This is a genomic window from Aliarcobacter thereius LMG 24486, assembly GCF_004214815.1.
In the GTDB taxonomy this organism is placed as follows: Bacteria; Campylobacterota; Campylobacteria; order Campylobacterales; family Arcobacteraceae; genus Aliarcobacter; species Aliarcobacter thereius.
On the sequence record NZ_CP035926.1, the window covers coordinates 270,089 to 295,137 of the forward strand.

Annotated in this window: 26 protein-coding genes; 11 read left to right on the forward strand and 15 right to left on the reverse strand. The window is 26.2% G+C overall.

The window, feature by feature from the left end:
- Window positions 1-18: 18 nt before the first annotated feature.
- From ATH_RS01470 to ATH_RS01485, 4 genes are all read right to left on the reverse strand, one after another.
- Entirely contained in the window at window positions 19-702 is a 684-nt protein-coding gene (locus tag ATH_RS01470; protein WP_066182749.1) for a F0F1 ATP synthase subunit A, read from the reverse strand.
- A gap of 90 nt (window positions 703-792) precedes the next feature.
- Window positions 793-1,998: a threonine ammonia-lyase gene (gene ilvA / locus ATH_RS01475; protein ID WP_066182750.1), complete on the reverse strand. Its 1,206-nt coding sequence runs from the start codon at window positions 1,996-1,998 to the stop codon at window positions 793-795.
- A gap of 114 nt (window positions 1,999-2,112) precedes the next feature.
- Complete coding sequence (metE, locus tag ATH_RS01480; RefSeq protein WP_066182753.1) at window positions 2,113-4,377, reverse strand: 5-methyltetrahydropteroyltriglutamate--homocysteine S-methyltransferase; 2,265 nt, start codon at window positions 4,375-4,377, stop codon at window positions 2,113-2,115.
- A 154-nt stretch (window positions 4,378-4,531) separates the two neighbouring features.
- Window positions 4,532-4,873, reverse strand: a complete 342-nt coding sequence (locus ATH_RS01485; protein WP_066182756.1) for a hypothetical protein — start codon at window positions 4,871-4,873, stop codon at window positions 4,532-4,534.
- A gap of 109 nt (window positions 4,874-4,982) precedes the next feature.
- On the opposite strand from ATH_RS01485, the gene trmD reads away from it, so the two are divergent.
- From trmD to ATH_RS01505, 4 genes are read left to right on the forward strand one after another with little or no spacing between them, the layout of a single operon-like run.
- On the forward strand, window positions 4,983-5,660 hold the full coding sequence (gene trmD / locus ATH_RS01490; RefSeq protein ID WP_066182759.1) for a tRNA (guanosine(37)-N1)-methyltransferase TrmD: 678 nt from the start codon (window positions 4,983-4,985) through the stop codon (window positions 5,658-5,660).
- The gene (gene rplS, locus ATH_RS01495) at window positions 5,657-6,013 is read left to right on the forward strand and encodes a 50S ribosomal protein L19 (protein WP_066170026.1); all 357 of its coding nucleotides are present in this window, start codon (window positions 5,657-5,659) and stop codon (window positions 6,011-6,013) included. The genes trmD and rplS overlap by 4 nt, the downstream gene beginning before the upstream one ends.
- Window positions 6,014-6,070: 57 nt before the next feature.
- A complete protein-coding gene (locus ATH_RS01500) occupies window positions 6,071-6,670 on the forward strand; it encodes a DedA family protein (protein ID WP_066182763.1) in 600 nt (199 codons plus the stop codon).
- A 1-nt stretch (window position 6,671) separates the two neighbouring features.
- Complete coding sequence (locus ATH_RS01505) at window positions 6,672-7,244, forward strand: hypothetical protein (protein WP_083190918.1); 573 nt, start codon at window positions 6,672-6,674, stop codon at window positions 7,242-7,244.
- 2 nt (window positions 7,245-7,246) lie between these two features.
- Here ATH_RS01505 and ATH_RS01510 read toward each other — a convergent pair whose 3' ends face one another.
- Window positions 7,247-8,356 (reverse strand): aminotransferase-like domain-containing protein, encoded by a 1,110-nt coding sequence (locus tag ATH_RS01510; RefSeq protein ID WP_066182766.1) that lies wholly within the window; start codon window positions 8,354-8,356, stop codon window positions 7,247-7,249.
- Between the two features lie 99 nt (window positions 8,357-8,455).
- On the opposite strand from ATH_RS01510, the gene ATH_RS01515 reads away from it, so the two are divergent.
- The 3 genes from ATH_RS01515 to ATH_RS01525 are packed head-to-tail and all read left to right on the forward strand — an operon-like array spanning window position 8,456 to window position 10,139.
- Entirely contained in the window at window positions 8,456-9,331 is an 876-nt protein-coding gene (locus ATH_RS01515; RefSeq protein WP_066182768.1) for an AraC family transcriptional regulator, read from the forward strand.
- 56 nt (window positions 9,332-9,387) lie between these two features.
- A complete protein-coding gene (locus ATH_RS01520; protein WP_066182770.1) occupies window positions 9,388-9,771 on the forward strand; it encodes a RidA family protein in 384 nt (127 codons plus the stop codon).
- Between the two features lie 2 nt (window positions 9,772-9,773).
- A complete protein-coding gene (locus ATH_RS01525) occupies window positions 9,774-10,139 on the forward strand; it encodes a hypothetical protein (protein ID WP_066389981.1) in 366 nt (121 codons plus the stop codon).
- Window positions 10,140-10,152: 13 nt separating this feature from the next.
- Here the strand turns inward: ATH_RS01525 and ATH_RS01530 are convergent, their stop codons facing one another.
- Together ATH_RS01530 and ATH_RS01535 are read right to left on the reverse strand one after the other, a co-directional pair.
- Entirely contained in the window at window positions 10,153-10,383 is a 231-nt protein-coding gene (locus ATH_RS01530) for a hypothetical protein (RefSeq protein WP_066182775.1), read from the reverse strand.
- Between the two features lie 15 nt (window positions 10,384-10,398).
- Window positions 10,399-11,493, reverse strand: coding sequence for a zinc-binding metallopeptidase family protein (locus ATH_RS01535; RefSeq protein ID WP_066182777.1), 1,095 nt, complete (start codon window positions 11,491-11,493; stop codon window positions 10,399-10,401).
- 195 nt (window positions 11,494-11,688) lie between these two features.
- On the opposite strand from ATH_RS01535, the gene ATH_RS01540 reads away from it, so the two are divergent.
- Window positions 11,689-13,266: a nitrite/sulfite reductase gene (locus ATH_RS01540; RefSeq protein ID WP_066182780.1), complete on the forward strand. Its 1,578-nt coding sequence runs from the start codon at window positions 11,689-11,691 to the stop codon at window positions 13,264-13,266.
- 127 nt (window positions 13,267-13,393) lie between these two features.
- Here the strand turns inward: ATH_RS01540 and ATH_RS01545 are convergent, their stop codons facing one another.
- From ATH_RS01545 to ATH_RS01580, 8 genes are all read right to left on the reverse strand, one after another.
- Window positions 13,394-13,903 (reverse strand): hypothetical protein, encoded by a 510-nt coding sequence (locus ATH_RS01545; protein WP_066182781.1) that lies wholly within the window; start codon window positions 13,901-13,903, stop codon window positions 13,394-13,396.
- A complete protein-coding gene (locus ATH_RS01550; RefSeq protein ID WP_066389980.1) occupies window positions 13,896-15,449 on the reverse strand; it encodes a PepSY-associated TM helix domain-containing protein in 1,554 nt (517 codons plus the stop codon). Before ATH_RS01550 ends, ATH_RS01545 begins: the two co-directional genes overlap by 8 nt.
- A gap of 8 nt (window positions 15,450-15,457) precedes the next feature.
- Window positions 15,458-15,760 carry a hypothetical protein gene (locus ATH_RS01555; protein WP_066182786.1) on the reverse strand — a complete coding sequence of 101 codons (303 nt, stop codon included), beginning with the start codon at window positions 15,758-15,760 and terminating at the stop codon, window positions 15,458-15,460.
- Between the two features lie 10 nt (window positions 15,761-15,770).
- On the reverse strand, window positions 15,771-17,834 hold the full coding sequence (locus tag ATH_RS01560) for a TonB-dependent siderophore receptor (RefSeq protein WP_066182789.1): 2,064 nt from the start codon (window positions 17,832-17,834) through the stop codon (window positions 15,771-15,773).
- A gap of 104 nt (window positions 17,835-17,938) precedes the next feature.
- Entirely contained in the window at window positions 17,939-18,916 is a 978-nt protein-coding gene (locus tag ATH_RS01565; protein WP_066182792.1) for a helix-turn-helix domain-containing protein, read from the reverse strand.
- A gap of 8 nt (window positions 18,917-18,924) precedes the next feature.
- Window positions 18,925-19,860: an ABC transporter ATP-binding protein gene (locus tag ATH_RS01570; protein ID WP_066182795.1), complete on the reverse strand. Its 936-nt coding sequence runs from the start codon at window positions 19,858-19,860 to the stop codon at window positions 18,925-18,927.
- The gene (locus ATH_RS01575; RefSeq protein ID WP_066182798.1) at window positions 19,860-21,422 is read right to left on the reverse strand and encodes an ABC transporter permease; all 1,563 of its coding nucleotides are present in this window, start codon (window positions 21,420-21,422) and stop codon (window positions 19,860-19,862) included. The genes ATH_RS01570 and ATH_RS01575 overlap by 1 nt, the downstream gene beginning before the upstream one ends.
- Entirely contained in the window at window positions 21,413-22,420 is a 1,008-nt protein-coding gene (locus ATH_RS01580; protein ID WP_066182801.1) for a Fe(3+) ABC transporter substrate-binding protein, read from the reverse strand. Before ATH_RS01580 ends, ATH_RS01575 begins: the two co-directional genes overlap by 10 nt.
- 209 nt (window positions 22,421-22,629) lie before the next feature.
- Between ATH_RS01580 and ATH_RS01585 the strand changes: the two genes are divergently transcribed.
- Genes ATH_RS01585 through ATH_RS01595 form a run of 3 tightly spaced genes read left to right on the forward strand, consistent with a single transcriptional unit; the run spans window position 22,630 to window position 25,023 of the window.
- Window positions 22,630-23,199: an anthranilate synthase component II gene (locus tag ATH_RS01585; RefSeq protein ID WP_066182804.1), complete on the forward strand. Its 570-nt coding sequence runs from the start codon at window positions 22,630-22,632 to the stop codon at window positions 23,197-23,199.
- 1 nt (window position 23,200) lies between these two features.
- Entirely contained in the window at window positions 23,201-24,397 is a 1,197-nt protein-coding gene (locus tag ATH_RS01590) for a glycosyltransferase family 39 protein (protein ID WP_066182806.1), read from the forward strand.
- On the forward strand, window positions 24,394-25,023 hold the full coding sequence (locus ATH_RS01595) for a hypothetical protein (protein WP_066182808.1): 630 nt from the start codon (window positions 24,394-24,396) through the stop codon (window positions 25,021-25,023). The genes ATH_RS01590 and ATH_RS01595 overlap by 4 nt, the downstream gene beginning before the upstream one ends.
- The last annotated feature ends 26 nt before the right edge of the window (window positions 25,024-25,049 follow it).

Here is a 25,049-nt window from a genome sequence, read left to right on the forward strand (position 1 = left end):
GTATAATTACTATTTTTCTTAGTGTTCTTCTTCCATCATAATTGAACCAGCAATATAAACATAAGTAAGAATACAAAAAATAAATGCTTGTAAAACACCCATTACAGCTAAAAGGAAAAATCCTGGTAATGGTAAAATCCAAGGTACTAGCATTAAAAGTACCATTAAGAACATATCATCTCCTCTTACAGAACCAAATAACCTAAAAGATAATGAGATTATTCTTGAGAAATGAGATATGATTTCTATTGGGAACATTAAAGGAGCTAAGATTGGTAAAGGTCCCATGAAGTGTTTAAAATAGTTTATAACACCATTTGTTTTTATACCTAAGTAGTTGTAGTAAACAAATACCATAATAGCTAAAGCTGCAGTGAAGTTAATATTACTTGTTGGAGCTTCAAATCCTGGGATAACTCCCATCATATTACTAACAAAAATAATTAAAGCTAGTGTTCCAATAAGTGGCATATATCTTCTTGCATTTTGTTCACCCATAGAGTCTCTACCCATTGCAATAATTCCACCTACAAATGCTTCCATAACATTTTGGCTTCCTGTTGGAACTAGTTGAAGCCTTCTTGTAGCCAATATTGAAACTACAAAAATAATTAGAACTACTAAAGCTAAGTGAGATAGAATAATCCACACTTGATCGTGTCCACCAATAGTTCCTAAGAATGTAAACAATCTTCCTTCCATTTTCTTCCTTTTTTCTTTTCTACAAATACTAAATTATGTGACGATTATAATATTAATTTTCTAAAATCTATATAAATAAATAAAATTAATCTAAATTTGTTTAAATTTGTATCCGTTTTGTTTCAATTTTTCTCTAATCAGTTCTTGATGTTCTTCACCTTTTGTTGCTAATGCAATTGTTACATGAGCTTCTCCAAAATCTAGTTTTAAAGAGTTTCTATCAAAATCTATTTGAACAATATTTGCTGAGCAAGATGTAAAAATATCTGTTAGATTTTGTAATGCTCCTGGTTTGTCCATTAAAGTTACAATTAAATTCATTTTTCTATGAGATTTTATTAAACCTTTTTCAATAATAAGAGAAAGCATTGTTACATCGATATTCCCACCACTAACAACTGCACAAATTTTCTTTCCACTAACATTTATTTTATCATGCATTATTGCAGCAACACTAACTGCACCTGCTCCTTCAACCATTAATTTATGTTTTTCAAGTAAAAACAAAATTGCATTTGCTGTTTCATTATCACTTACTTCAACTATTTCATCTACATATTCCAAAATAATATCAAGTAGTTTTGGAGTTACATCACGAACAGCAATTCCATCTGCAATTGTTCTAACACTACTTGAATCAATTGGCATTCTTGCTTCAAAGCTATCTTTCATCCCTCTTGCACCACTTGCAACAACACCAGTTATTTTAATATTTGGATTTATTGATTTTGCAGCTATTGCAATACCAGCTATTAAACCACCACCACCAATTGGTACAACAATTTCATCAGTGTCATCAATATTTTCTAAAACTTCTAAGGCAATTGTTCCTTGACCTGCTATTACTTCATCATCTGCAAAAGGGTGAACGAACTCTTTATTTTTTTCTTTTGCAAATTTAATTGCACTTGCATATGCTTCATCAAAGTTTTCACCTGTTAAAACAACATTTGCACCATAAGAACGAACACCACTAACTTTTGTTAAAGGAGTAGCTTCTGGCATAAAAATAGTTGCTTCACAGCCAAAATATTGTGCAGCAAAAGCTAAGCCTTGAGCATGATTTCCAGCACTTGCAGCAACAACACCAGCTTCTCTTTTTTTATCATCAAGCATTGCAACTTTATTAAAAGCACCTCTTAATTTAAAACTACCAGTTATTTGAAGATTGTCCTCTTTTAAATAAACTTCAGCATTTTTCTCTTTACTTAAAATTGGAGCTTTCATTAAAGGAGTTTTTGAGATTGTGTTTTCTAATCTTTTCTTTGCATCTTTTATATCATTTAGTGTAATCATTTTCTGTCTTTTTTAGGAATTTTAAAATTATTCTATCTAAAATCAAATTAAAGCTATTAAGATAAGATGATTAAAAAAGAGATAATAAGAGAGATTTCTCTTACTATCTATAAATTATAAGTTTTTTACTATTTTTACAGCTTCAACAAGGTTTTTTAAACTCTGTTTAACTTCTGGCCATTTTCTTGTTTTTAATCCACAATCAGGATTTATCCACAACTGTTCTTTTGGTAATACTTCAATTAAAGCTTTAATTTGATTAACCATCTCTTCAACACTTGGAACTCTTGGACTATGGATATCGTAAATTCCAGGTGCAATTTCATTTTTATAGTTTGTCTCTTTAAAAATTTTTAAAAGTCTATTTCCACTTCTTGCAGTTTCGATAGAGATAACATCAGCATCCATTGCTTCAATAGTTTTTATAATATCATTGAAATCACTATAACACATATGAGTATGAATTTGAGTATCAATTTTTGCACTACTAACACTTAGTTTAAAGTTATCAACTGCCCATTTTTCATAGTTTTTTATATTTTCAGTTCTTAAAGGATAACCCTCTTTAAATGCTGCTTCATCAACTTGAATCATTTTAATCCCAGCATTTTGTAAATCATCTACCTCTTTATTTATTGCAAGAGCTATCTGTTTTGTAACTTCACTTCTAGCAATATCATCTCTTACAAAAGACCAATTTAATATAGTAACAGGACCTGTTAGCATTCCTTTTACTATTTTTTTAGTTTTGCTTTGAGCATATTTAATCCAATCAACAGTCATGGCTTTTGGTCTGCTTACATCACCAAAAATTACAGGAGGTTTTACACATCTACTTCCATACGATTGAACCCAAGCATTTTTTGTAAATATAAAACCATCAAGTAATTCACCAAAGTACTCAACCATATCATTTCTTTCTGGCTCTCCATGAACTAAAACATCAAGTCCAATTTCATCTTGAAATGCAATACAATCATCAATGTATTTTTTGATTTCATTTTCATATTGCTCTTTTGAAATATTGTTTAATTTATAGTTTTTTCTATTTTCTCTTATTTCAGGAGTTTGTGGAAATGAACCAATAGTTGTAGTTGCAAGTGCATCATAGTTGAAAAAATCTCTTTGAATTTTTATTCTATCTTCAAATTTATCAGTTCTTTCAAGTTTTTTAAGATTTTTAACTTCATCTTGAACCTCTTTTTTATGAATTCTTGTAGATTCTTCTCTTTTTTTATTATCTTCTTTATTTTTTTTAATACTTGCTTCATCATCTAAAGATAATTTTTCATTAAAAAATATTTTAGAGATAAGTCTTAATTCAGTTAATTTTTCTATTGCAAATGCTAAAGAACTTTTTATCTCTTTATCCAAATTCTCTTCATATTTTAAACCATAAGGAACATGTAGTAATGAACAAGAAGTTCCAATAATTAATCTATCTTTTGGAACAATTTTTGAAATATCTTCCAATAAAGTAACTTTCTTTTCAAAATTACTTTTCCAGATATTTCTACCATCAATTACTCCAGCTATTAACACTTTATTAGAATTAGCTATTAAATCTAAAACTTCTTTATTTTTTTCTCCATAAACAAAATCTAAAGCTAAAGCCCAAATTGGTGTATTTACTAATATTTTACTAGCTTCATTTGAGTGCTCAAAATATGTACTTACAACAATTTTTATATTTGAAGATACATTAGCTAGTTCATCATATAATGGTTTTAATAAAGATAAAACTTTAGTATCAATATCTTTTGCAAAAAATGGTTCAGCAAATTCAACAACAATTTCATCATCTAGTTTTGAAATCTCTTTTAATAGCTCTTTATAAACAGAAGTAACTTTGTTTATATGTAAGAAATTATCACTATTATCAACACTATTTGAAAGTGCTAAATATGTAATTGCACCTATTAAATTTATTTTTGTTTTAATTCCTAGTTCTTTTGCCTCTTTATACTCATTAATTACTTTTTTTGGATTTAAAGAGAAATTTGTATCTTTTTCAAGTTCAGGAACTATATAATGGTAGTTTGTATTAAACCATTTAGTCATTTGCATAGCAACTCTTGTATCATCACCTCTTGCCATAGTAAAATATAATTCACTCTCTTTTAAACCTTGAAATCTTTTTGGAATAGCTCCTAAAAGAACAGTTGTATCAAGCATATTGTCATAAAGTGAAAAATCATTTGATGATATAAAATCTATTTTTGCTTCTTTTTGATAAGTCCAGTGTCTTTGTCTTAAATTTTTTGAAATAAATTCTACTTCATTAAAATCAACTTTTTTTGCCCAAAATTCTTCTAAAACTCTTTTGAGTTCTCTTTTTTCTCCAATTCTTGGAAATCCTAATACATAGTTTTTTGACATTATTAATCCTTAAATAAAAAGTTTCATATTTTTTGAAACCATAAATTATTTACTACTTGATTATTTAAATTACATAAGTAGTAAAAACTAAAAAGCCTTTATTGAAAGCTTCTATAAAATATTAATTGGTATTTATTATAAAAATAATTTTAAATTAAAGATTAATAAAAGGAGGATGAACGCCAGTTCTTCTAAAAGCAAAAAATGTACAATAAAATGGACATCTAGGAATATATTTAAAAAGTCTTACTGCAAGAGCAGTTTTTCTTCTAAAGAAACAGTCGCAATGACAAGGTTTACTTGATTGTAATAAACAAGATTTTTGAAGTAAATCTTCTAATAAAGGTATCTCTTCATCTTTTTTGCTTACAATTTTAAGATTTGAAATAAATAAAGATTTGAAAGCAGCAGTAGTTCTGTGCAGAGTTAATACACATGAATATGCTTGAATTGAAGCTAATGCGAAATATTTTTTCCCAAAACCTTTAACTTTCAAAGAATTTCCTTATATAATATGTTTGAAACTTTAAGAAACATTAACTTAATAATAAGTAAAACGAATTAAAGATATTATATTAACTTAACATTATGAAGGAGAAAAAGAGTTGAAGTTTACATTTGTAACACTTTTCCCAAATTTAATTGAACCATATTTTAAAGATTCAATATTAAAAAGAGCAGTTGAATCAAATTTTATATCATATGAGTTTTATAATCCTAGAGATTTTACAACAAATAAGCACAAAAAAGTTGATGATACTATGATTGGTGGAGGAGCTGGAATGCTTCTTTTTTGTCAACCACTTTTTGATTGTTTAGATGAAATAAAAAGAAAAAATGAAGATACATATATAATATTCCCATTAGCAGCTGCAAAACCTTTTAGACAAAATGATGCAAAAAGATTAGCAAAAAAGAGAAATATAGTTTTTGTTAGTGGTAGATATGAAGGGATTGATGAAAGAGTTATTGAAAAATATGCAGATGAGGTTTTTAGTATAGGAGAGTATGTTTTAACAGGAGGTGAATTGCCATCTCTTGTTATGGCAGATGCTATATCTAGGAACGTAGAAGAAGTTTTAGGAAATGAAGCATCATTAGAAGTTGAGAGTTATGAAAATAATCTTTTAGAAGCTCCTTCATTTTCAAAACCAGAAAATTATGAAAATTTAATTGTAGTTAAAGAATATTTAAAGGGAAACCATAGTAAAATTTGCGACTTAAAATTTCAGATGTCCGTTTGTAGGACGAAATACTATAGACCTAATAAGGAAAGAAGATGAAAAACAGATATATAGCAAGTTTTGAAGCAGCTCAAATAGCTTCAATTGAAGTTCCAGCATTTAGAGCAGGGGATAACCTAAGACTTGGTGTTGAAATTAAAGAGGGTGAAAAAAAGAGAGTTCAAACTTTTGAAGGTGTTGTAATTGGAAGAAGCGGAAACGGTGTTGATGCTACTTTTACTATTAGAAAATTAGGAGCAAATAATATTGGTGTTGAGAGAATTTTCCCACTATATTGTGAGTCTTTAAAATCTATTGAAGTAATAAGAAGAGGGGATGTAAGAAGAGCAAAACTTAACTATCTTAAAACTTTAAAAGGTAAAGCCGCTAAAATTAAAGAGCTTAAAAAATAATAAGAAGAGTTTAAAACTCTTTTTATTAACTTACAAAAATACTAAAAATATAAAATTATGCTTTCAGAAATAATAAATTTTATTGTAGATAAAGTTCAAGATTTTGGTTATCTTGGAATATTTATAATGATGTTTCTTGAGAGTTCTTTTTTCCCTTTTCCATCAGAAGTTGTTATGATTCCAGCTGGATATTTAGCATTTAAAGGTGAGATGAGTATATTTTTAGTAGTTCTTTTTGGAATACTTGGTTCTTTGGCTGGAGGACTTTTTAATTACTTTTTTGCACTTAAATTTGGTAGGACTTTTCTATTAAGATATGGAAAATATTTTTTTATTAGTGAAGAAACTATAATTAAAATGGAAAAATTCTTTGAAAGGCATGGACATATTTCTACTTTCTTTGGAAGATTAATTCCTGTTGTAAGACAATATATCTCACTTCCTGCTGGATTATCAAAGATGAATATAGCTCTATTTTCTATTTTTACAAGCTTAGGCGCAGGTATTTGGGTGATAATCTTAACACTTTTAGGATATTTCTTAGGTGGTAATGAAGAGCTTATAAAAGACTATTTACATCAAATTATCATAGCTTTATTGATATTAATTGCAATTTTCTCTTATATTTATTATAAGAAGGTAAGAAAGAAAAAATAAAATGTATAAAATAGTAGATATTTTTAAAAAGCTATTTGATTATTTACTAACATTTTTGACTCTTATTTTTATTGTTTTTATAGAGCTTGTTTGGGAAAAAACTGCAAAACCAATATTTAATTTTATATCAAAAATTATAGACAAAATAAATATATTTGACAAAGTTATAGAAAGAATTAATAACTTAAATAAATATATTATACTTTTTATTTTTTTAATATTATTTGCAATAGTTGAATTTTTTGGGATCTATGCAGCTATCTTATTTTTTAGAGCTGAAATATTTCTTGCAGTTTTCGTATATCTTTTAAAGTTTCCATTTGCAGTTGTAATATTATGGTTTTTTGATATTACAAAATATAAACTCCTTAGTTTTAAATGGTTTGAAATAGTTTATTCTTTGACAATTGATTTAAAATTAAAAATACAAAACTCTAAGATTTATAATAAGATATATAATAAATTTTATGAAATTAAGAACTATTTAGTAGATAAGTTTGATATTACAAATCACCCTATTTATAATAGAGTGATTGAATTTTATGAAAAAGTTAAAAGAAGATTTGATATTTAGACTTATAAACAAGATTTTATAAGTTTTATACCTTTTGTTATTTGTTCAAAGCTTGAGTGAGTATAGTTAAATCTAATCTCAGCATTTGGTATTTTATCTATATAAAATTGATTTCCTGGAACATAAACAACTTTTTTCTTTAAACACTCTTGAACAAGTGCAAAAGTATCAATCTTTTTATCTTCAAATCCACCATATAAAAACATTCCACCTTTTGGTTTTTGATGTTTAAATTCAGGCATTAATATATTTAATTGTTCAGAAAAAAAATCAGCTTTTGCTTTATAATCATCTCTTATTGATTGAAGATGTTTTTCATATTTATTTGTATCTTTTAAATATTCTGCCAAAATATATTGAGAAATACCACTTGAATGAAGATCTATACTCTCTTTTATAATCATTAATGATCTTATCTTTTCTTCATCAGCTCTTATCCAACCAATTCTAAGACTTGGAACCAAAGTCTTTGAAAAACTTCCTAAATGAAAAGAGTTGTTTGGTAAATCTTGGCTTATATATTTACTTTTTTTATTGAAAAATAGTTCACTATATGGGCTATCTTCTATAAGAAGAGCATTGTGTTTTTTTACAATATTAACTACAGCATCTCTTTTGTCTTGGCTATAAGTTGTTGCACTTGGATTCTGGAAATCAGGAATTAAATATGATAATTTTGTAATTTTTAAACTTTTTTCAAATTCATCTATATTTACACCATCATTTTCAAGTTTTACACCTTGCATTTTTAAATTATTTAATCTAAAAATATTCATAGCACCTAAATATGATGGCTCTTCTATAGTAATCTCTTTATTCTCAAAAAATTTAGCCAAAATATACATGGCTTGTTGGCTTCCTGTTGTAATTAAGATATTATCTTTTGTTGTAGGAAAACCTTCATTTGTATATCTTTGTGCTATTTGTTCTCTTAATTCAGCTATTCCATTGCTTACAGTGTACTGATAAATCTTTGGAGTATCTAATATTTTATTTGTAGCTATTTTTAAATCTTCTATTGGAAATAAATTTTCACTTGGTAATCCACCTGCAAAAGATATTGTATGTTCATCTATTGCTTCAAGAATTTCCCTTATAAACGATCGTTTCATCTAAAATTCCTTAATTTTTATGAAATTTTACAGCAAAAATATTATTTATTCTTTACAATAAATGCTTATAATATTAACAAAAAATGCTATAATTGAGTTATGAAAAGAGATACTTTTAAAAAAAGAACAAGAATTGTAAATAATGTTATGAACTATATTTATCAGCATATTGATACAAATATAAATATAGATGATTTAAGTTTTGAATTAGAGATTAGTAAATTTCATCTACAAAGAATATTTAAAGAGGAGTTTGGGAAAAATATTTATGAAACAATTGTATCTATTAGACTTGAAAAAGCTGCAAATTTACTTATAACTAATCAGTATTCAACAATAAGTGATATAGCTTCAATAACTGGATATAGTTCTCATATCTCATTTCTAAGATCATTTAAACAAAGATTTAAAATGACACCAAAAGAGTGGAGAAATGGAGGATATGAAAAATATTCAAATAAAATTGTAGAAAAACTATCTTCAAATAGAGATAATATTGATTTTACAAAAATAGAGCCAGTGGTTGTAAGAATGCCTCAAATGAAGGGATATTATATAAGGCATGATGGTTATGATAAATCAATCAAGCAAACTTGGACTAAACTTCAAACTTGGATCTATACAAATGAGATAAAAAATTATAAACAAATTGCTCTTCATCATGATAATCCAATAATAACTCCTCTTGACAAATGCCAATATAATGCAGTAGTTGTTTTAGAAGATGATAAATTTTTAAATAACTTATCTCTTCCAAGTTTAACTATTCAAAAAGGAATTTATGCAAAATTCTCTTTAAATGGAAAATATGGTGATATTATAAAATTAATACAGTGGGTTTATCATACTTGGCTTATAAAAAGTGGATATGAAACTACAACAAATCCATCATATACTATTTATCACAAGAACCATTTTTTAAGTGAAGATGGGAATTTTATATTGGATTTTTATTTACCTATTAAATTTGTTTAATGAGGTAGAAACTAAAAACTAAATACAATACGATTAAAATTTAAAAGGTATAAAATATGCAACAAATAATAAGTACAACAAAAGCTCCAAGTGCAATTGGACCATATAATCAAGCAGTTAGTTTTGGAGAATTGATTTTCACATCGGGGCAAATAGCACTTGATGCAAAAAAGATGGAAGTTGTAAGTGGAGGAATAAAAGAGCAAACAAGACAAGTTATGGAAAACCTAAATGCAATATTAGAAGAAGCTGGAAGCTCTTTTGATAATGTTATTAAAACAACTTGTTTTTTATCAGATATGGACAATTTTAATTCTTTTAATGAAGTTTACGGAGAATATTTTCAAGTATTAATAGCTCCAGCTAGAAGTACTGTTGCTGTTAAAACATTACCAAAAAATGTTTTGGTTGAAGTTGAAGTAATAGCTTTTAAAAACTAGATATGATTTTAGGAGCTTGTCCATATTGTGGTGATGGACAAATTGAAGTTAGAAAAAAAGAAGTAAGAGGCAAAAAAGTCGAACTCTATGCTTGTTCAAATGCTTCTTGGATAAGTGAAGATGGAGAGTTTTTTGAATTAACTAGTTCTTCAAAATGTGGGTTTAGAATTTGGCAAAATGCTTTGAGTAGATATGGTCACTATTTAAAACATAGTGAAGTTCGGGCTTTATTAAATAATGAAGAATTAGAACTAAAGTTTAAAAGTCAAAAAAGATTTGGACAAAAAGAGAGAAAAGATTATTATAAGAAAGTAGTTTTACACGAAGAATATGGTATTCAGATTATTTTTGATGAAGATTTTTATTAAGATATGACGATGATTATTCATCGTCATAGTGCCCTTTGCTATTTGGAGTAAAATCATCTTCTGTATAATCAAAGTTATCGTAATCATCATAATCAACTGTAAAAATCTTTGGATAACCTAATTTTACTAACTCTTTATCAATATTTTCTTCACTCAATCTATTTTTTATTCTACTCATTATAAGCTCGATATCTTCTTCTTTTATATCATTTGCTCTTAATTCATAAATAATAGCTAAACTCATTTTTTCCCTCAAAAATTAAAATTGTTTTGAAAAGTTTTTAATATAAAAACTACTTAAAATAAAAATAACAGATTTCACAGACAATATATTTGCTGTTTCATCAACAGTATGGTAACCAGTTGTAGGTATTTGTAGTGTAGTTCCTTGAATAGTTCCATTTGATTCTAAAATAATTCTTCCAAGTTCTGTACTTCCAATACTTAAAGGTTTTAGTCCATCTTTTACTCTTGAAATATTTTTCTCTTTTAGGAATTCATCTTTACAAGAAAAAGATATTTTGTTTTTCTTACAAAAAGATTTTATCTCTTTTAAAAGTGGAGATTTAAATTTGGCATTTGCATCTTTATTTCTTAAAACTATTTTTTGCTTATTTGCTTCATCTCTATTGTCATAAGGGCTAGTATCAAGAACAATTAATCTATTTGTAGAAAGTTTATTTTTTTTAAACCATTCATTTATAAATCTCCAGCTTTTTCCAGCTTCTTCTTGAGCTGTAAAAAATGCTGTTCCTTGAAATCCATTTTGGTATAGAAATAAAATTATTGCAGCACTAATAACATTATCAAGCTGAGCTGAAATTAAATCTTCTTCTTGTTTTAGTTTATCAACAAAAGCAATAGGAGTACTAGGAACTAAATGATTTAAACCTTCAATTTCAAAAATTAGATTGTTTATCTCTTCTTTTAAAAAAGAGTCTTTTATCTTTCCCATACCTAAATATCCACCATTAAATGGATCATAAGCATGAACATCTTGATTTATATATCTTTTAGAGATTAATTGAAATGTTTGTTCAGAAAGGGAATTTCCTCTTAAATCAGAGCGATTTTTTGCTAAAAAAGCAGCAAATTGGAACTCATTTGGACCAGTGCAAATTATTCCATGTCTATCAATATGAGCACTTAAAATACCATTTGTTGGTTCATTACCAATAGCAACTAAGAGTCCATCATAGTGTTCAGTTTTGATACCTAATTCATCTAACTCTCTTTTTAAGTAGAGTAAAAATGAGTGTTCAGCACCTGTTACTGAAGGAACTCTTATTAACTGTTTTAGTAAATCAAGAAAAATACTAAAGTTTTTTTGCTCATTTAAAAATGAAGCATTCAAGATAACTCCTAGAAAAATTATAAAATAGAATAATATTCTACGCGAAGAATTATAAACTAAATTTTTAGAAATAAGCTAAATTATAGCTTAATATAAAAATTAATATTATATAGTAAATTAATCAAGTTTATTTTAATCTATATTTAAAAATTTAAGGATATACTTCTAAAATTATAATAGTTATAAGGAAAAAATATGGCAGATTTATCAGCACTTGAACAATTAAAAGCTTCAAGAAATCCTTTAAAAGTAATAGATGATATCTATAAAGAGGCTTTAGAAGGGATTCCTTTAAGTGATGAATATATTGGACTTTTAAAATGGTATGGAATGTATCCACATGTAAATAAAGATAATCTAGAAGATAAAAAATACTTTATGAAAAGAATCAAGATTGTTGATGCAAAGATGAACTTAGAGCAATTAAATATAATTGCACAAATTGGAGTTAAATTTGCTCAAAATTACATTGATTTTACAACTAGACAAAATGTGCAGTACCATTTTATACAAATAAAAGATATGCCAGAGATATTTGAACTTCTAAAAAGTGTTAATCTTACTTCAAGAATGGCTTCAGGAGATGGACCAAGACCAATAATGACTTGCCCAGTTAGTGGAATAGCAGAAGACGAGATTTTGGATGTAAAAGATATTTTAAAAGATGTAGATAACTATTTTGATAAACACGATGATGAGTTTTGTAATTTTCCAAGAAAATATAAGATGGGAATAAGCGGATGTTCTCATCACTGTGCAAATCATGAAATTCAAGATTTAGCATTTACAGCTTTTAAAAATATAGAAGGAGAAGTTTTATTTGATTTAACTTTAGGTGGAGGATTATCAAAATCACAACAAATAGCAACAAGATTAAATAAATATGTAAAAAAGGAACAAGTACGAGATGTAGCGGTTGCTGTTGCAAATATTTTTAGAGATAATGGAAATAGAGATAGTAGAAGCAAAGCAAGAATCAGACATCTTCTAAATGATTGGGGAGTTGAAAAATTTATAGCTAAGATAGAAGAAAATCTAGGATATAAACTTGAAGATGGAGAAATTGAACCAAAAATAACTCCAAGTGAAAAAAGAAATCACTTTGGAATACATAAACAAAATCAAAAAGGGCTTTATTATATCGGTTTTGCTACAAATGCAGGGAGAATTGAAGCAAGTAATTTATTAAAAATATATGAAGTTTGTAAAAAATATGAAGTTGGTGGTTTGGCATTAACTGCTACACAAAATTTTGTAATTTATGATGTAAAAGAAGATATTGTAGATGAGTTTGCAAAAAAGATTGAAGATTTAGGTTTCCCATATAAAAATAGTGCTTTAAGAGCTAGGTTACAATCATGTACAGGAAGAGAATTTTGTAAATTTGGAGTAACTGAAACAAAAGAGTATGTAAGAAATATTGTTGATATTTTAGAAGAGAAGATAGAAGATTTTGATGAAGAGATAACAATAGCTTTTGCTGGATGTACAAATGGATGTTCACAACCACAAATATCAGATATTGGACTTGTTGGTTGTATGATGAGAGATGAAAATAAAAATAGAGTAGAGGCTTATGAAATATTATTTGGTGGAAATCTTCAAGGAACTTCTAGTAGTTTATCTAAAAAAATAGGAGTAAAAATTCCTGCTACAAAAGTTGTTGATTATATTGTAGGATTAATAGAAGACTATAAAACAAAAGATGAATTTGATACTTTTAAAGAGTATATAAATTCATATATTCCTATTAATCAAATAGAAGAAGAATAATTTTATTTATTCAAGTATGAGCTCCAAAGTAAAAAATGAAGATTGGCTTTTCTTATAAATAATTTGAATAGAAATTTAGAAGAAATACTTTGAAGCCCACAATTCAATAAATAAAGAGTAAAGCTCTTTATTTATTATTTTCTAGTTTTTTAAGAATTTTGTTTGTATTTCTTATACTTATAAATATTGTTGCAAAAAGAAGTACAAAAGCTAAAATTATACTTACATTTACAGCTGTACTTGAAGATAATTTTATCAAACTTCTACTAGGTTTTTGCTCTTTTTTAGGCTCTTGTTTAGCAACTTCCTCTTCTATTTTATCAAAACCATTTGGTGGTGGAACTCCTATCTTCTCTTCTTGGTGGTCTGCACCTCCTCCATCCAAAACTATTTTATAAGGAATTTTTGGGATATCAACTATCAAATCATCATCTGTTAATCTTTTTTGAAAAAGTATTTCTCCTGAATGTAAGGCTTCAAGTAATATTAAAGCACCAGCAGCACTTTCTCCTGTATTAAACTCTCCAGCAATTGTTATTGTTCCATCTTTATTGTCATCTACATATAATACTAAAGAGTGTGCAAAAATATATAATGGAGATAGTAAAAGTATTGCTATTTTAGATATTTTATTCATCTGTTTTTCCTTTTTTTAAAATCTTTGCTAATATAAAATCTTCTCTTTTATTTGGTAGTTTTTTTGCAATAAATAAAAGTAAAATACCAAATAAAGCTAGTGCAATATCAACTCCTAAAATATTAAGAATAATAATTTGAAATTTTATAAAGTGTAAAATAGGAGCTAATAAAAATATAACTCCACCAATAAATAGAAACTCTTTACTAGCTTGAAAAGAGTTTATTCTATAAAATGACCAAAATAGTGTAAATAGCCAAACATTATAAAAACTTCCTTGTTGCCATAATACTCTATCTTCTAAATCAAATGGAAGAATCCATTGTAGTAAAAATAGTAAAGCAGTTGCTGGAATTACACCTACCATAGTTGTTAAAGATAATTTTCCCATCCAGTGATAAAAAGTAATCTTTCCTTCTAGTTTTTTTGCTCTTTTTTCAAGCCAAAGCATAATTCCAAATCCGATTGAAATACCACAAAGTGCCATTAAAATAGCTACAATAGTTCTTGAAAAAAAGTCTATCCCAAATAAAAAGTGTAAGAAAAATAGACTTTCAGCAATTAAAACAGGAATAGTAGTATCTAATACTTTTTTATTTTCAATTACTTCTCCTGTATGAGCATTTAAAGCTATATAAGGAATATTAAATATACCACCATTTAAAAAAGGCTTATATGGATTATAAGCTAAGAATTCAACTCTTGCAGTAGTATCGTTCCAATTTAAAACTTTTATCTGTTTAAAAGTTAGTTCGGGATTTATTTCAATAGCTTTTAATAAAAGCTCATTTAAAGGAAGCATAGAAGCCTGAATATTCTCTTTCTTAACAGCTTTATTCTGTGGAAATAGTTCAGAACCAACAAGTTCATCAATAGACTTTGCTTCACCTTTTGTTAGCATTTTTGCCATAGGTGGAGCAGAAATTAAACCAAGATTCATAACTGCACCACTTATAGTAATAAGTAAAAATGGTAAAAATGCCCAAGTAAATATTTTTATATGAATAGTAGAAAAAAGACCTTGTTGATTTTTTACTTTATAATTAAATTTAAAATAATATATTAAATAAAGTCCAGTTATTACTAAAACTAAAGTTCCAACTGCTGTAAACCCAAATGCTAATCTTCCTAAAAGTTTTAAAGGTTGTCCATAATGAAGCTCATTTAAAAAACTTGCTAAATTTGTAACTTCTTTACTTTCATTCTCTATTTTTTCATTTGTAAATGGATTAAAAACCACTGGTTTTACAAAACGATTTCCAACACTAACAGCTGTTTCTCCAATACGACCAGGTAAGTTTATAAGAATATTATCTTTTGGATAGTTTGGATCTTTTAAAACTTCATCTATCATATAGTTATAATTTATTTTTGTAAGATCAGCTTTTTCTATATATCTAGAAGGTTTTTCCCAAGTTTGAATTTGTGGTAAAAATATTGCAAATACTCCAAAGAATATTGCAAGGTACATAATAATAGAAAATGTAACTCCAGCAGTAATATGAAGAGCAAATAATCTTTGTTTAAATAATTTTAATCTTTCCATATTCAATCCTAATATAAAAAATAAAGTGATATAGCAAAAACTATACTTGGAACAGTAGATTTTACAAGTGCTTCAAATTTCGTATAAGATAAAGCTATCCAAGTAGCACTACATGCCCACGCAGAAGTATTAAACATAATTGATATTATTCCAGATTGTTTAATTTCCATAGGTATTATAAAAGCTAGTAGAGTCATACCTAAATAAGCAACAAACAAACCGCCAAAAATGGCGGCTAATGTTCTAAATAGTCCTATTTCTTTCCCTGAAACTTCAGGAGTAGATAAATATAAATAAGTTTTTTTTAACATAAATTATTCTTTAGAATTTATAAGCAATAGAAGCTAAAAAAGTCCTAGGAGTTCCTACATAAACTCTTGTTCCAGCTGCATTACTAGTCATAGCACCATTTACATACTCTTTATTTGTTAAATTCTGTACACTTAAATTGGCTCTCCAATTTGCTTTTTTATACCCAATAGTAGCATTGTATATTGCTACTGAATCTAGTTTAATATTATTTGAATCATCTGCATATTTACTACCTAAATATTTAACTCCACCACCTATATAAAAGTCTGGAAGTTTTAAAGATGCTAATTTATATGTTGTAAATAAGTTTGCAGTATGGTTTGGAATATTTTTTAATTTATTATTATTTAGATCTTTATTTTTTGTATCAGTATATCCATAAGATGCTATTATAGACCAATTATCTGTTATCTCACCACTTAAATCTAGTTCTAAACCTTGGCTTTCTTGTTCTCCACTAGCAATTGACCATCCTCCAACAGCAGGTGCATTTGGATCTGGTAGAGCAATATTTTCTTTATTTATTTTAAAAATAGAAGCTGATAAATCAAATTTATTATTAAATAGTTTTTGTTTTATTCCTAGTTCATATCCTTTACCTGTTTCCGGATCTAAAATATTATTATTTATATCAGTTGCACTATTAGGATTAAATGATTCAGAATAGTTAGCAAATATGCTTGTTTTTGGAGCTAGATTATAAACTATACCAAATGATGGAGTGATTGCATCTGTTTTCTTTCCATTTTGAGGTTTTGATTCACTATATCTTATACCAGCATTTAAAATTAAATCATCACTTAGATATAAACTATCTTGTAAAAATATCCCATAAGATTCAAGATATTTTTTATTTCCTGTCATATCTCTAGCATTTGGATGCTCACTTAAATTAGAAAGATGTTCATAACTAGGATTTGATAAATTTATATTATATGGAATATTTGGTACAAAAAACATAGTAGTCTTTGAGTAAGATCTATTATAATCACTTCCTATACTTAGATGATTTTTCTTATTAAATAAATCAAATTCTTTATTAAATGTATATTGTAAAGCATGTTCAGAAAATTCTTGTTTTTGATAAGCATATAATCTTGTTAAAGTATTTGTTGATTCATCAAATCTTGATGGCATATGAACATTTCCATTAATACCTTTATAATCAATATATCTATATTTAAAGTTTGAATTCCAAGTTTCAAATACACTATCAAAATCGAAACCAGCAATTTTTTGTGTTTTTTCAAATTTTTCATCAGGGTGAGAACTTGTGTTTTTTATAGGTGCTACAAGTTTTCCTTTACTATTTACATAAGTTCCAAAATCAGATGGAGTTGTTTCATCTGTATATTCACTTATAAAAGTAAAAGTATTATTATCGTTTATATCATAAGCTAAACTAGGAGCTATAAATACCTTATTTGTATCTGTATTACTATTTGTCCAACCTTCATCATATTTTAAAACAGAATTTAATCTAAAATATAAAGATTTATTTTCATTTAATGCTCCACCAATATCAAGTTTTGGACTATAAGATGGATTGTCTGTTGTTTCAAATTCTATTGAAGCTAAAGAATTCTTTGTAGGTTTTTTCTTTACAAGATTAACTAATCCCCCAGGGCTTGATTGACCATATTGTAAACTATCAGGACCTTTCAAAACTTCAATTGAATCAAGTCCAAAAACTTCAGGTCTAGCTATTTTATTTGTAAGTTTTATTCCATCATATAAAATAGGTACTCCTGAAAATCCTCTCATTGAGATCTCATTTGTTCTTCCATGGCTACTATTTGTATATACAGTATTTGATGAATTAGTTATAATATCATCGATATTTTGAAGAGCAGCATCCTCTATAAAACTTTTATTAAAAATTTGAATAGATTTTGCCATATCTTCTTTTGTTAAACCATTTCTATTTATACTTGATATTTCATTGCTTTGAAAACTTGAGTTATCTTTAGATTCTTTAACTGTAATTTCATCTAATCTTGTTGTATCATTTGCATTTAAAGTTACACCCATAGCTAAAATAGTAGTAACAGAGAGTGCTAGTTTAATTTTCATTTTTCTTCCTTCATATAAAAAATATGAGCAATAATAAAGAAAATAATACTTATTATCAATATGCAAAAGTCATATAAAGGAAATTGTAAACTAAAAAAAGGAAATTATAAAAGTTCTATCTGTTTTTTATAATCATTTGGAGATATTTTAAAACTATTATAAAATAGTTTACTAAAATTACCAGAGTGCTTATAACCGACTCTTAAAGAAACTTCTTTTACACTTAATCCATTTTTTAAAATCTTTTTAGCAACTTCTAGCCTTCTTTTTTGAATCATTTCAGCAATAGTTATTCCAAAATATTCTTTAAAATCTTTTTTTAAATAGCATTCATTTATTGCAGATTTATAAGCAATATCTTTTATTGAAAGATTCTGATTATAATCTTTCATAATTATCTCTTTTGCTCTATTTAAACTATTAAGTCTATTTTGACAAATAGTAAAATCTTTATTTTCATTTGATGCAATCTTCTTAATCGTATAATGTAAAAGATTCATATTTTTTGATTCTAAATATAGATTTTTTAATGAATCTTGATTTATATAGTTATCAATTAAGTTATTTAGTAATTCAAATTGTTCTAAATCTATCAATCCATTATAAATATGATATCTCATATTTTTATAGGCACTATCCATATTGTTTTTAATATCTTTTATAGGATAAGCTAGTTCTAAAAATAGCTCTTCTTTTATTGCTATCATAATTGAATGATAATTCTTATTCTTTTTTAGATTATTTTTTGCATTAAAAGTATCTGATATTAATTCTACAAAAAAGTTATTCTTTTTTAATGTGAAATCATTTTCTAAAAAAGAGTAATTTAAATCCTCTGCTAGGTTGAATATAAATGTGGCTCCTGAAATACCACCACTTTGTTCAATAAGTGTTATATCTTTGTAAAGTTTGAATTTCTTAATTAATATGCCTATGCCATTACCCATGTCATACCAAAAATAAGCACCTTCTCCTAAATTCTTATTAATATTTCTTATATGAATAAGCCTTCCAAAAGGATTTATAATCTCTTTTTCTAAATCTAAAAAATTATGAAAATTAATTTCTGGAATGATGCTCATTTTGATTCTTAATTAAAGTGTAATAATTTATTCTCAAAGCTTATATTTATAATATCACCTATTTTAGGATTTTCATAAAAACTATTTAATATTAGAGCTCTTCCATTTGCAAGAGCAACTATTTCACTAAAATTACCATAAAAGATGTTATCTAAAACTTTTGCTTTTATATCTCCTTCTTTAGATATTTTTATATGTTCAGGTCTTATATATGAATTCTCATCTATTTGTGTTATTTTCCCTAGAAAATTTGCACAATATATATCTTTTGGATTGAAATATAGCTCTTGAGCAGTACCAACTTGTAAAATCTCTCCATCATTCATAATAGCAATTCTATCAGATAGAAAAAATGCATCTTCTTTATCATGAGTTATAAAAAGAGCTGTTATGTTTAAATCTTTAATCATCTCTTTTAGTTCAAGTCTTAAAATATTTCTAAGTTCTGTATCAATATTACTTAAAGGCTCATCAAGAAGTAATATCTTTGGTTTATTAATAATTGCTCTAGCTAGTGCAACTCTTTGTTGTTGACCACCACTTAATTCGTGAGGATATTTGTCTTCATGACCTTTTAGTTTAGTTTTCTCTAAAATATATTCCAAATCTTTTTTTGAAGCATTACTTCCAAATAATATATTTGATGAAACATTAAGATGAGGTAATAAAGCATAGTTTTGAAAAACAATTGCTATTTCTCTATGTTTTGGATCAATATTTTTATTTGAAGAAAAAACTATTTTATCATCAATCTTAATTTCACCAGAATCAGGATCTTCTAAACCAGCAATCATTCTTAAAAATGTTGTTTTACCACTTCCACTTGTTCCTAATATTGTAAAAATTTCACCTTCATTTATATTTAAATTTAATCTATTTGCAACACAAATATTACCTTTACAAAATGTTTTTGTTAAATTATTTATTTCTACAATCTTTTTCATTATCTCTTCTTTGGTTTTTTATTTAAAAATATGACAGCAGTCGCAGTTGTAATAACTAATATTAATGATGGAAATCCTGTTTTATAAAGCATTTCATTACTTGCAAGTTCATATATTCTTACTGCTAAAGTATCAAAATTAAATGGTCTTAAAATAAGTGTTGCTGGTAACTCTTTTGCAATATCTATATATAAAATTAAAAAACCACTTAGTAAATAAGGTTTTAAAAGTGGTAGATATATTTTAAAAATTGATTCTTTTGAACTTTTGCAAAAGATTTTAGAAACATCATCAATATTTGAAGGAATTTTACTAAAACCATTTTCAACACTTCCTATACTTGCTGCAAAATATCTTGTAGTATATGCAAAAATAAGAACTATAAATGAACCACCAAAAAACATTATTCCTAAACTTTTATCAACAAAATTTGAAATAATAAGTAAACCAACTGCAACAACAGCACCTGGAATCGAATATCCAAGCATTGACAATTTGTGAGTTACATTTGAAATTTTTGTTGGATAAAATCTTAAAAAATAAACTATAACAAATGCTAACATAACAATAAATGCACTTGAAAATATATTTAGAGTTAATGTATTTAACAAATATTCAAAAGCACTTAAATCAAGTGTAAATATATCTAAAAAAGTCCAATATATTAAAATAGAACTTGGAATAAATAGTGTAAATGAAGCAATAACAAATGAGATTAAAAATGCTATAAAATTTTGTTTGCCTTTTAAAACTATTTTTTCTGCTTTTTGGCTACTATTTGTAGAACTAGAGAATCTGAGTTTTTTTCTAATATTATGCTCAACTAAAAGTATAGAAAATACAAAAATAAGTAAAACCACTGCTACATTTATAGCTTCAAGTAAATTTTCATATCCATACCAGCTTTTAAATATTCCAACACTAAAAGTCTCTATTCCAAAATATAAAACTGTTCCATAATCGCTTAGAGTTTCCATAACAGCTAAAATTGCACCAGCAAATAAACTAGGATAAGCCAAAGGTAGATAAACTTTGAAAAAGGCTTTTGTATGACTTAAATTTTGTAAAGATACAAGTTCAAAAATTGTTTTAGAAATATTAGAAAAAGATACTCTAGCTAATATATAAACATAAGGAAACATTGCTATTGTAAATATAAAAATAGCTCCAGACATATTTAAAATATCAAGTTTTAAAGAGTTGTCTGAAAAAACTTGAGATAAAAGTCCACGAAATTCAAAAAAACCAACATAAGTATAACCGAAAATATAAGCAGGATAAGCAAGTGGTAAAACAAAACAGATAGAGAAAAAAGTGCTTCCTGTATATTTAAATCTTGCACTTAAATAAGATGTAATTGTACCTAAAACTAAAACACCAAGCATTGTTCCAGCTACCAAAATAATGGTATCTAAAGTATAATCATATATATAGTCATTTCTTAAAAAATCATCTAAAAAAGAGCTATTTATTAAAAAATAAAAAAGTAATATTAAAATAGGAAAAGATATACAAACTCCAAAAATTGGAGCTATATATCTTTTTAAATTATTTATTTCCATCTTCCCTTTGTAGCTATTTCAACAGCTTCTTTCGTATATTTTCCAACTTCATTTAAAGGAATTTGATCTTCTTTGAACTCCCCCCAAGAAGCAACAATTCCAGCTGGTTTTACTTTTGGATTAACTGGATATTCATAATTCCCTTCTGCTAATTCTCCTTGAGCCTCAACACTTGTTAAAAATTCAATTAGTTTTATAGCATTCTGTTTATTTGGAGAAAACTTTGTAATACTTGCTCCTGAAATATTTATATGAGTTCCAGTTGTATTTTGTGCAGGGAAAAATATTTTTACCTCTTTTGCAATCTCTTCATCTACTTTATCTTTACTATTTGCCATAACACCAAGATAATAAGAGTTTACAATTGCTAAATCAGCTTCACCACTTGCAACTGCTCTTACTTGATCTTTATCTCCACCTTTTGGATTTCTTGCAAAGTTATTTGCTATACCTTTAGTAAATTCTAAAGCTTTTTCTTCTCCATGGTGAGCGATAATTGAAGCAATTAGAGATTTGTTATATGGATGAGTTGAAGTTCTTGTTACAATTTTTCCTTTAAATTTTGGATTGATTAAAGAAAAATAATCTTCTAAATCTTTTGGATCAACTGTTTTTGGGTTATAAACTACAATTCTAGCTCTTTTTGTAAGAGCGAACCAAGCACCATCTTCATCTCTTAAGTGAGATGGAATATTTTTATTTAAGATATCTGATTTAATATTTTGAACCAAACCTCTTTGTTTTGCTAGATATAAATTTCCTATATCAGCAGTTATTAAAATATCAGCAGGAGAGTTTGCTCCTTCAATAGATAGTCTAGAAACTAGCTCTTCAGCTTTTGCACTTACAAGATTTACTTTGATTCCTGTTTTAGCTTCAAACTCTTTAAAAAGTTTTTTATCAGAATCATAATGTCTTTGTGAATAAACATTAACTTCACTTGAAGCAAAAATAACTGATGAGAAAAGAATTGTTAAACTTAATAGTATCTTTTTCAAATTATTTCCTTTATTAATTAATTTTAAATTATAAACTTAGATGAAATTCTATTCTTTTAATACTTTATAATATCTTAATATTAAGAATGATTATCAAGAGTATTGATATTTCAATCCCTATTTTGTTTTTTAATTTTAATAGAATTAAAGAATAGATATAATCATTTCATATAAATTTTAAAATCTATAAGTTAAGGAAAAAATATAAGATGATTTTAATGATTGATAATTATGATAGCTTCACATATAATATTGTTCAATATTGCTTAGAACTAGGAGCTGATTTAAAGATAATAAGAAATGATGAGCTTACTCTTGAAGAGATTATATCTTTAAATCCAAATAAAATTATAATATCTCCAGGACCTGCAACTCCAAATGAAGCAGGGATTTGTTTAGAAGTTATAGATTATTTCTCAGGAAAAATACCAATTTTTGGAATATGTTTAGGACATCAAGCAATAGCACAAAGTTTTGGAGCAAAAGTAGTTCGTGCAAAAAACCTAATGCATGGAAAAACATCAAGAATAAAAGTTTTAGAAAATACAAAAATTTTTGAAACTTTACCAAAAGAGTTCACACAAACAAGATATCATTCACTAAGTGTTGAAAATAAAGATTTACCAGAAGAACTTATAATTACTTCAAGAAGTTTAGATGATGATGAAATTATGTCTTTAGAGATAAAAGATAAAAATATTTTTGGTGTACAATTTCATCCTGAATCAATTATGAGTGAATATGGACATAAAATCTTTGAAAACTTTTTAAGGATATAACTTGTATTCAAAAGTAGTTTATAATACTCTTTTTTATATTGTATTAGCAATTATACTATATTTGCTTTTTATTCAAGCGAATAATGTATTAAGTATCTCATATAAAGAGGCTTTAAACTACTTTGAAAACATCTCATTACTTACAATTCTAACAAGAATATCAACTACCCTTTTTGGGCAAAATGATTTAGCACTTAGATTTCCATTTGTTCTTTTTTACTGTTTGAGTGTTATTTTTATGTATAAAATAATTGATGATTATTTTAAAACAGCAAAAGATAGATTTATTTCAATATTTATTTTTATGCTTTTACCTGGTCTTTTAAGTGCTTCAATTCTAGTAAATAGTGCAATAGTAGTAACATTTCTAACAATATTTTATATATATTATTATAAGACTTATAAAAAACATTTATATTATGCTTTACCTTTTTTTCTAATAGTTGATAACTCATTTACTATTTTATTTCTTGCTCTATTTTTCTACTCATTTAAAGATAAAGATAGGAAATTATTTTATATCTCTTTGGCACTTTTTATAATCTCTTTTTTCATATATGAGTTTAGAGTTGATGGAAGACCTCAAGGATTCTTACTTGATACTTTTGGAATATATGCAGCTATATTTTCACCTGTTTTATTTTTATATTTTCTATATGCAATATATAGATCTGCTATTATAAAAAATATTGATTTGATTTGGTATATTAGTGCGACGGCATTACTGCTTTCTATCGTAGCATCTTTTAGACAAAAGATTTATATTGAAGATTTTGCACCTTTTGTTGTTATTTTTATACCAACAATGATGAAAATATTTCTTCATGCATATAGGGTAAGATTAAAAGAGTTTAGGAAAAATTATAATATTTTTATATATATTGTACTTTTTTTCTTATTCTTAAATATTTTATTAACATTTGTAAATAAACCAATGTATCTATTTTTAGATAAAGGAAATAAACATTTTGTATATGAATATCACTTTGCAAAAGAGATAGCAGAAGAGCTTAAAAAAAGAGAAATTACAAATATTGTAAGTCCAGATAAACAACTTCTTTTAAGACTTAGATTTTATAAAATACAAGAGTATCCAGATTATTTTATTTCACAAGAAGCTTTTTATAATTATGATGAAAAAATAACAATTAAATATTACAACAAAGATATAGTTGATATTTATGTTAAAAAGTTATGAAACGCTCATTTTTATTAATAGAAATAGTAGTTGCACTTATATTAGTTTCAATAGTTTATTCACAGTTCTTTTTAAAAAATAGTAATGAAAAGATAGACCTTTTTGTAGAAAAATTAGAGCTTTATTTAAATTTTTTAAGATATAAAGCTTTAATTGATGATAAAATAGATTTTGAAAATAGATTTTGGCATAAACAAAGATGGAGTATAAAATTTTTAAGATGTAGAGAAAATGAAGGTGGTGGAATTTATATGTCAATTTATAGCGATAATAATGCTTTAGGACATACAAATTTTGAAGAAGCACTAAAAGATCCTTTAACAAATAGATTAATCACAAGTTCTAATTTTTGTAAAAATAATCCAAAAAACTCTCCTTTTTCAATTTTAAAAAACTATGATATACAAAATGTTAAACTATCTTGTAATAGTACAAGCTCTTTAGGACAGATCTCTTTTGGAGAAAATGGAAGAATTTATTCAAGATTATCAAATTTAGAAGAAGATTATTTTTCTTATGAAATTACAAAAGTTTGTAAAATGAGTTTTACTACAAAAGAGTCTTATAAAAGAGAGATAGAAATTTATCCCAAAACTGGATATATAAAATTAATTAAAAGAGATTGATTTAACTCAATGATAATTATAATCAT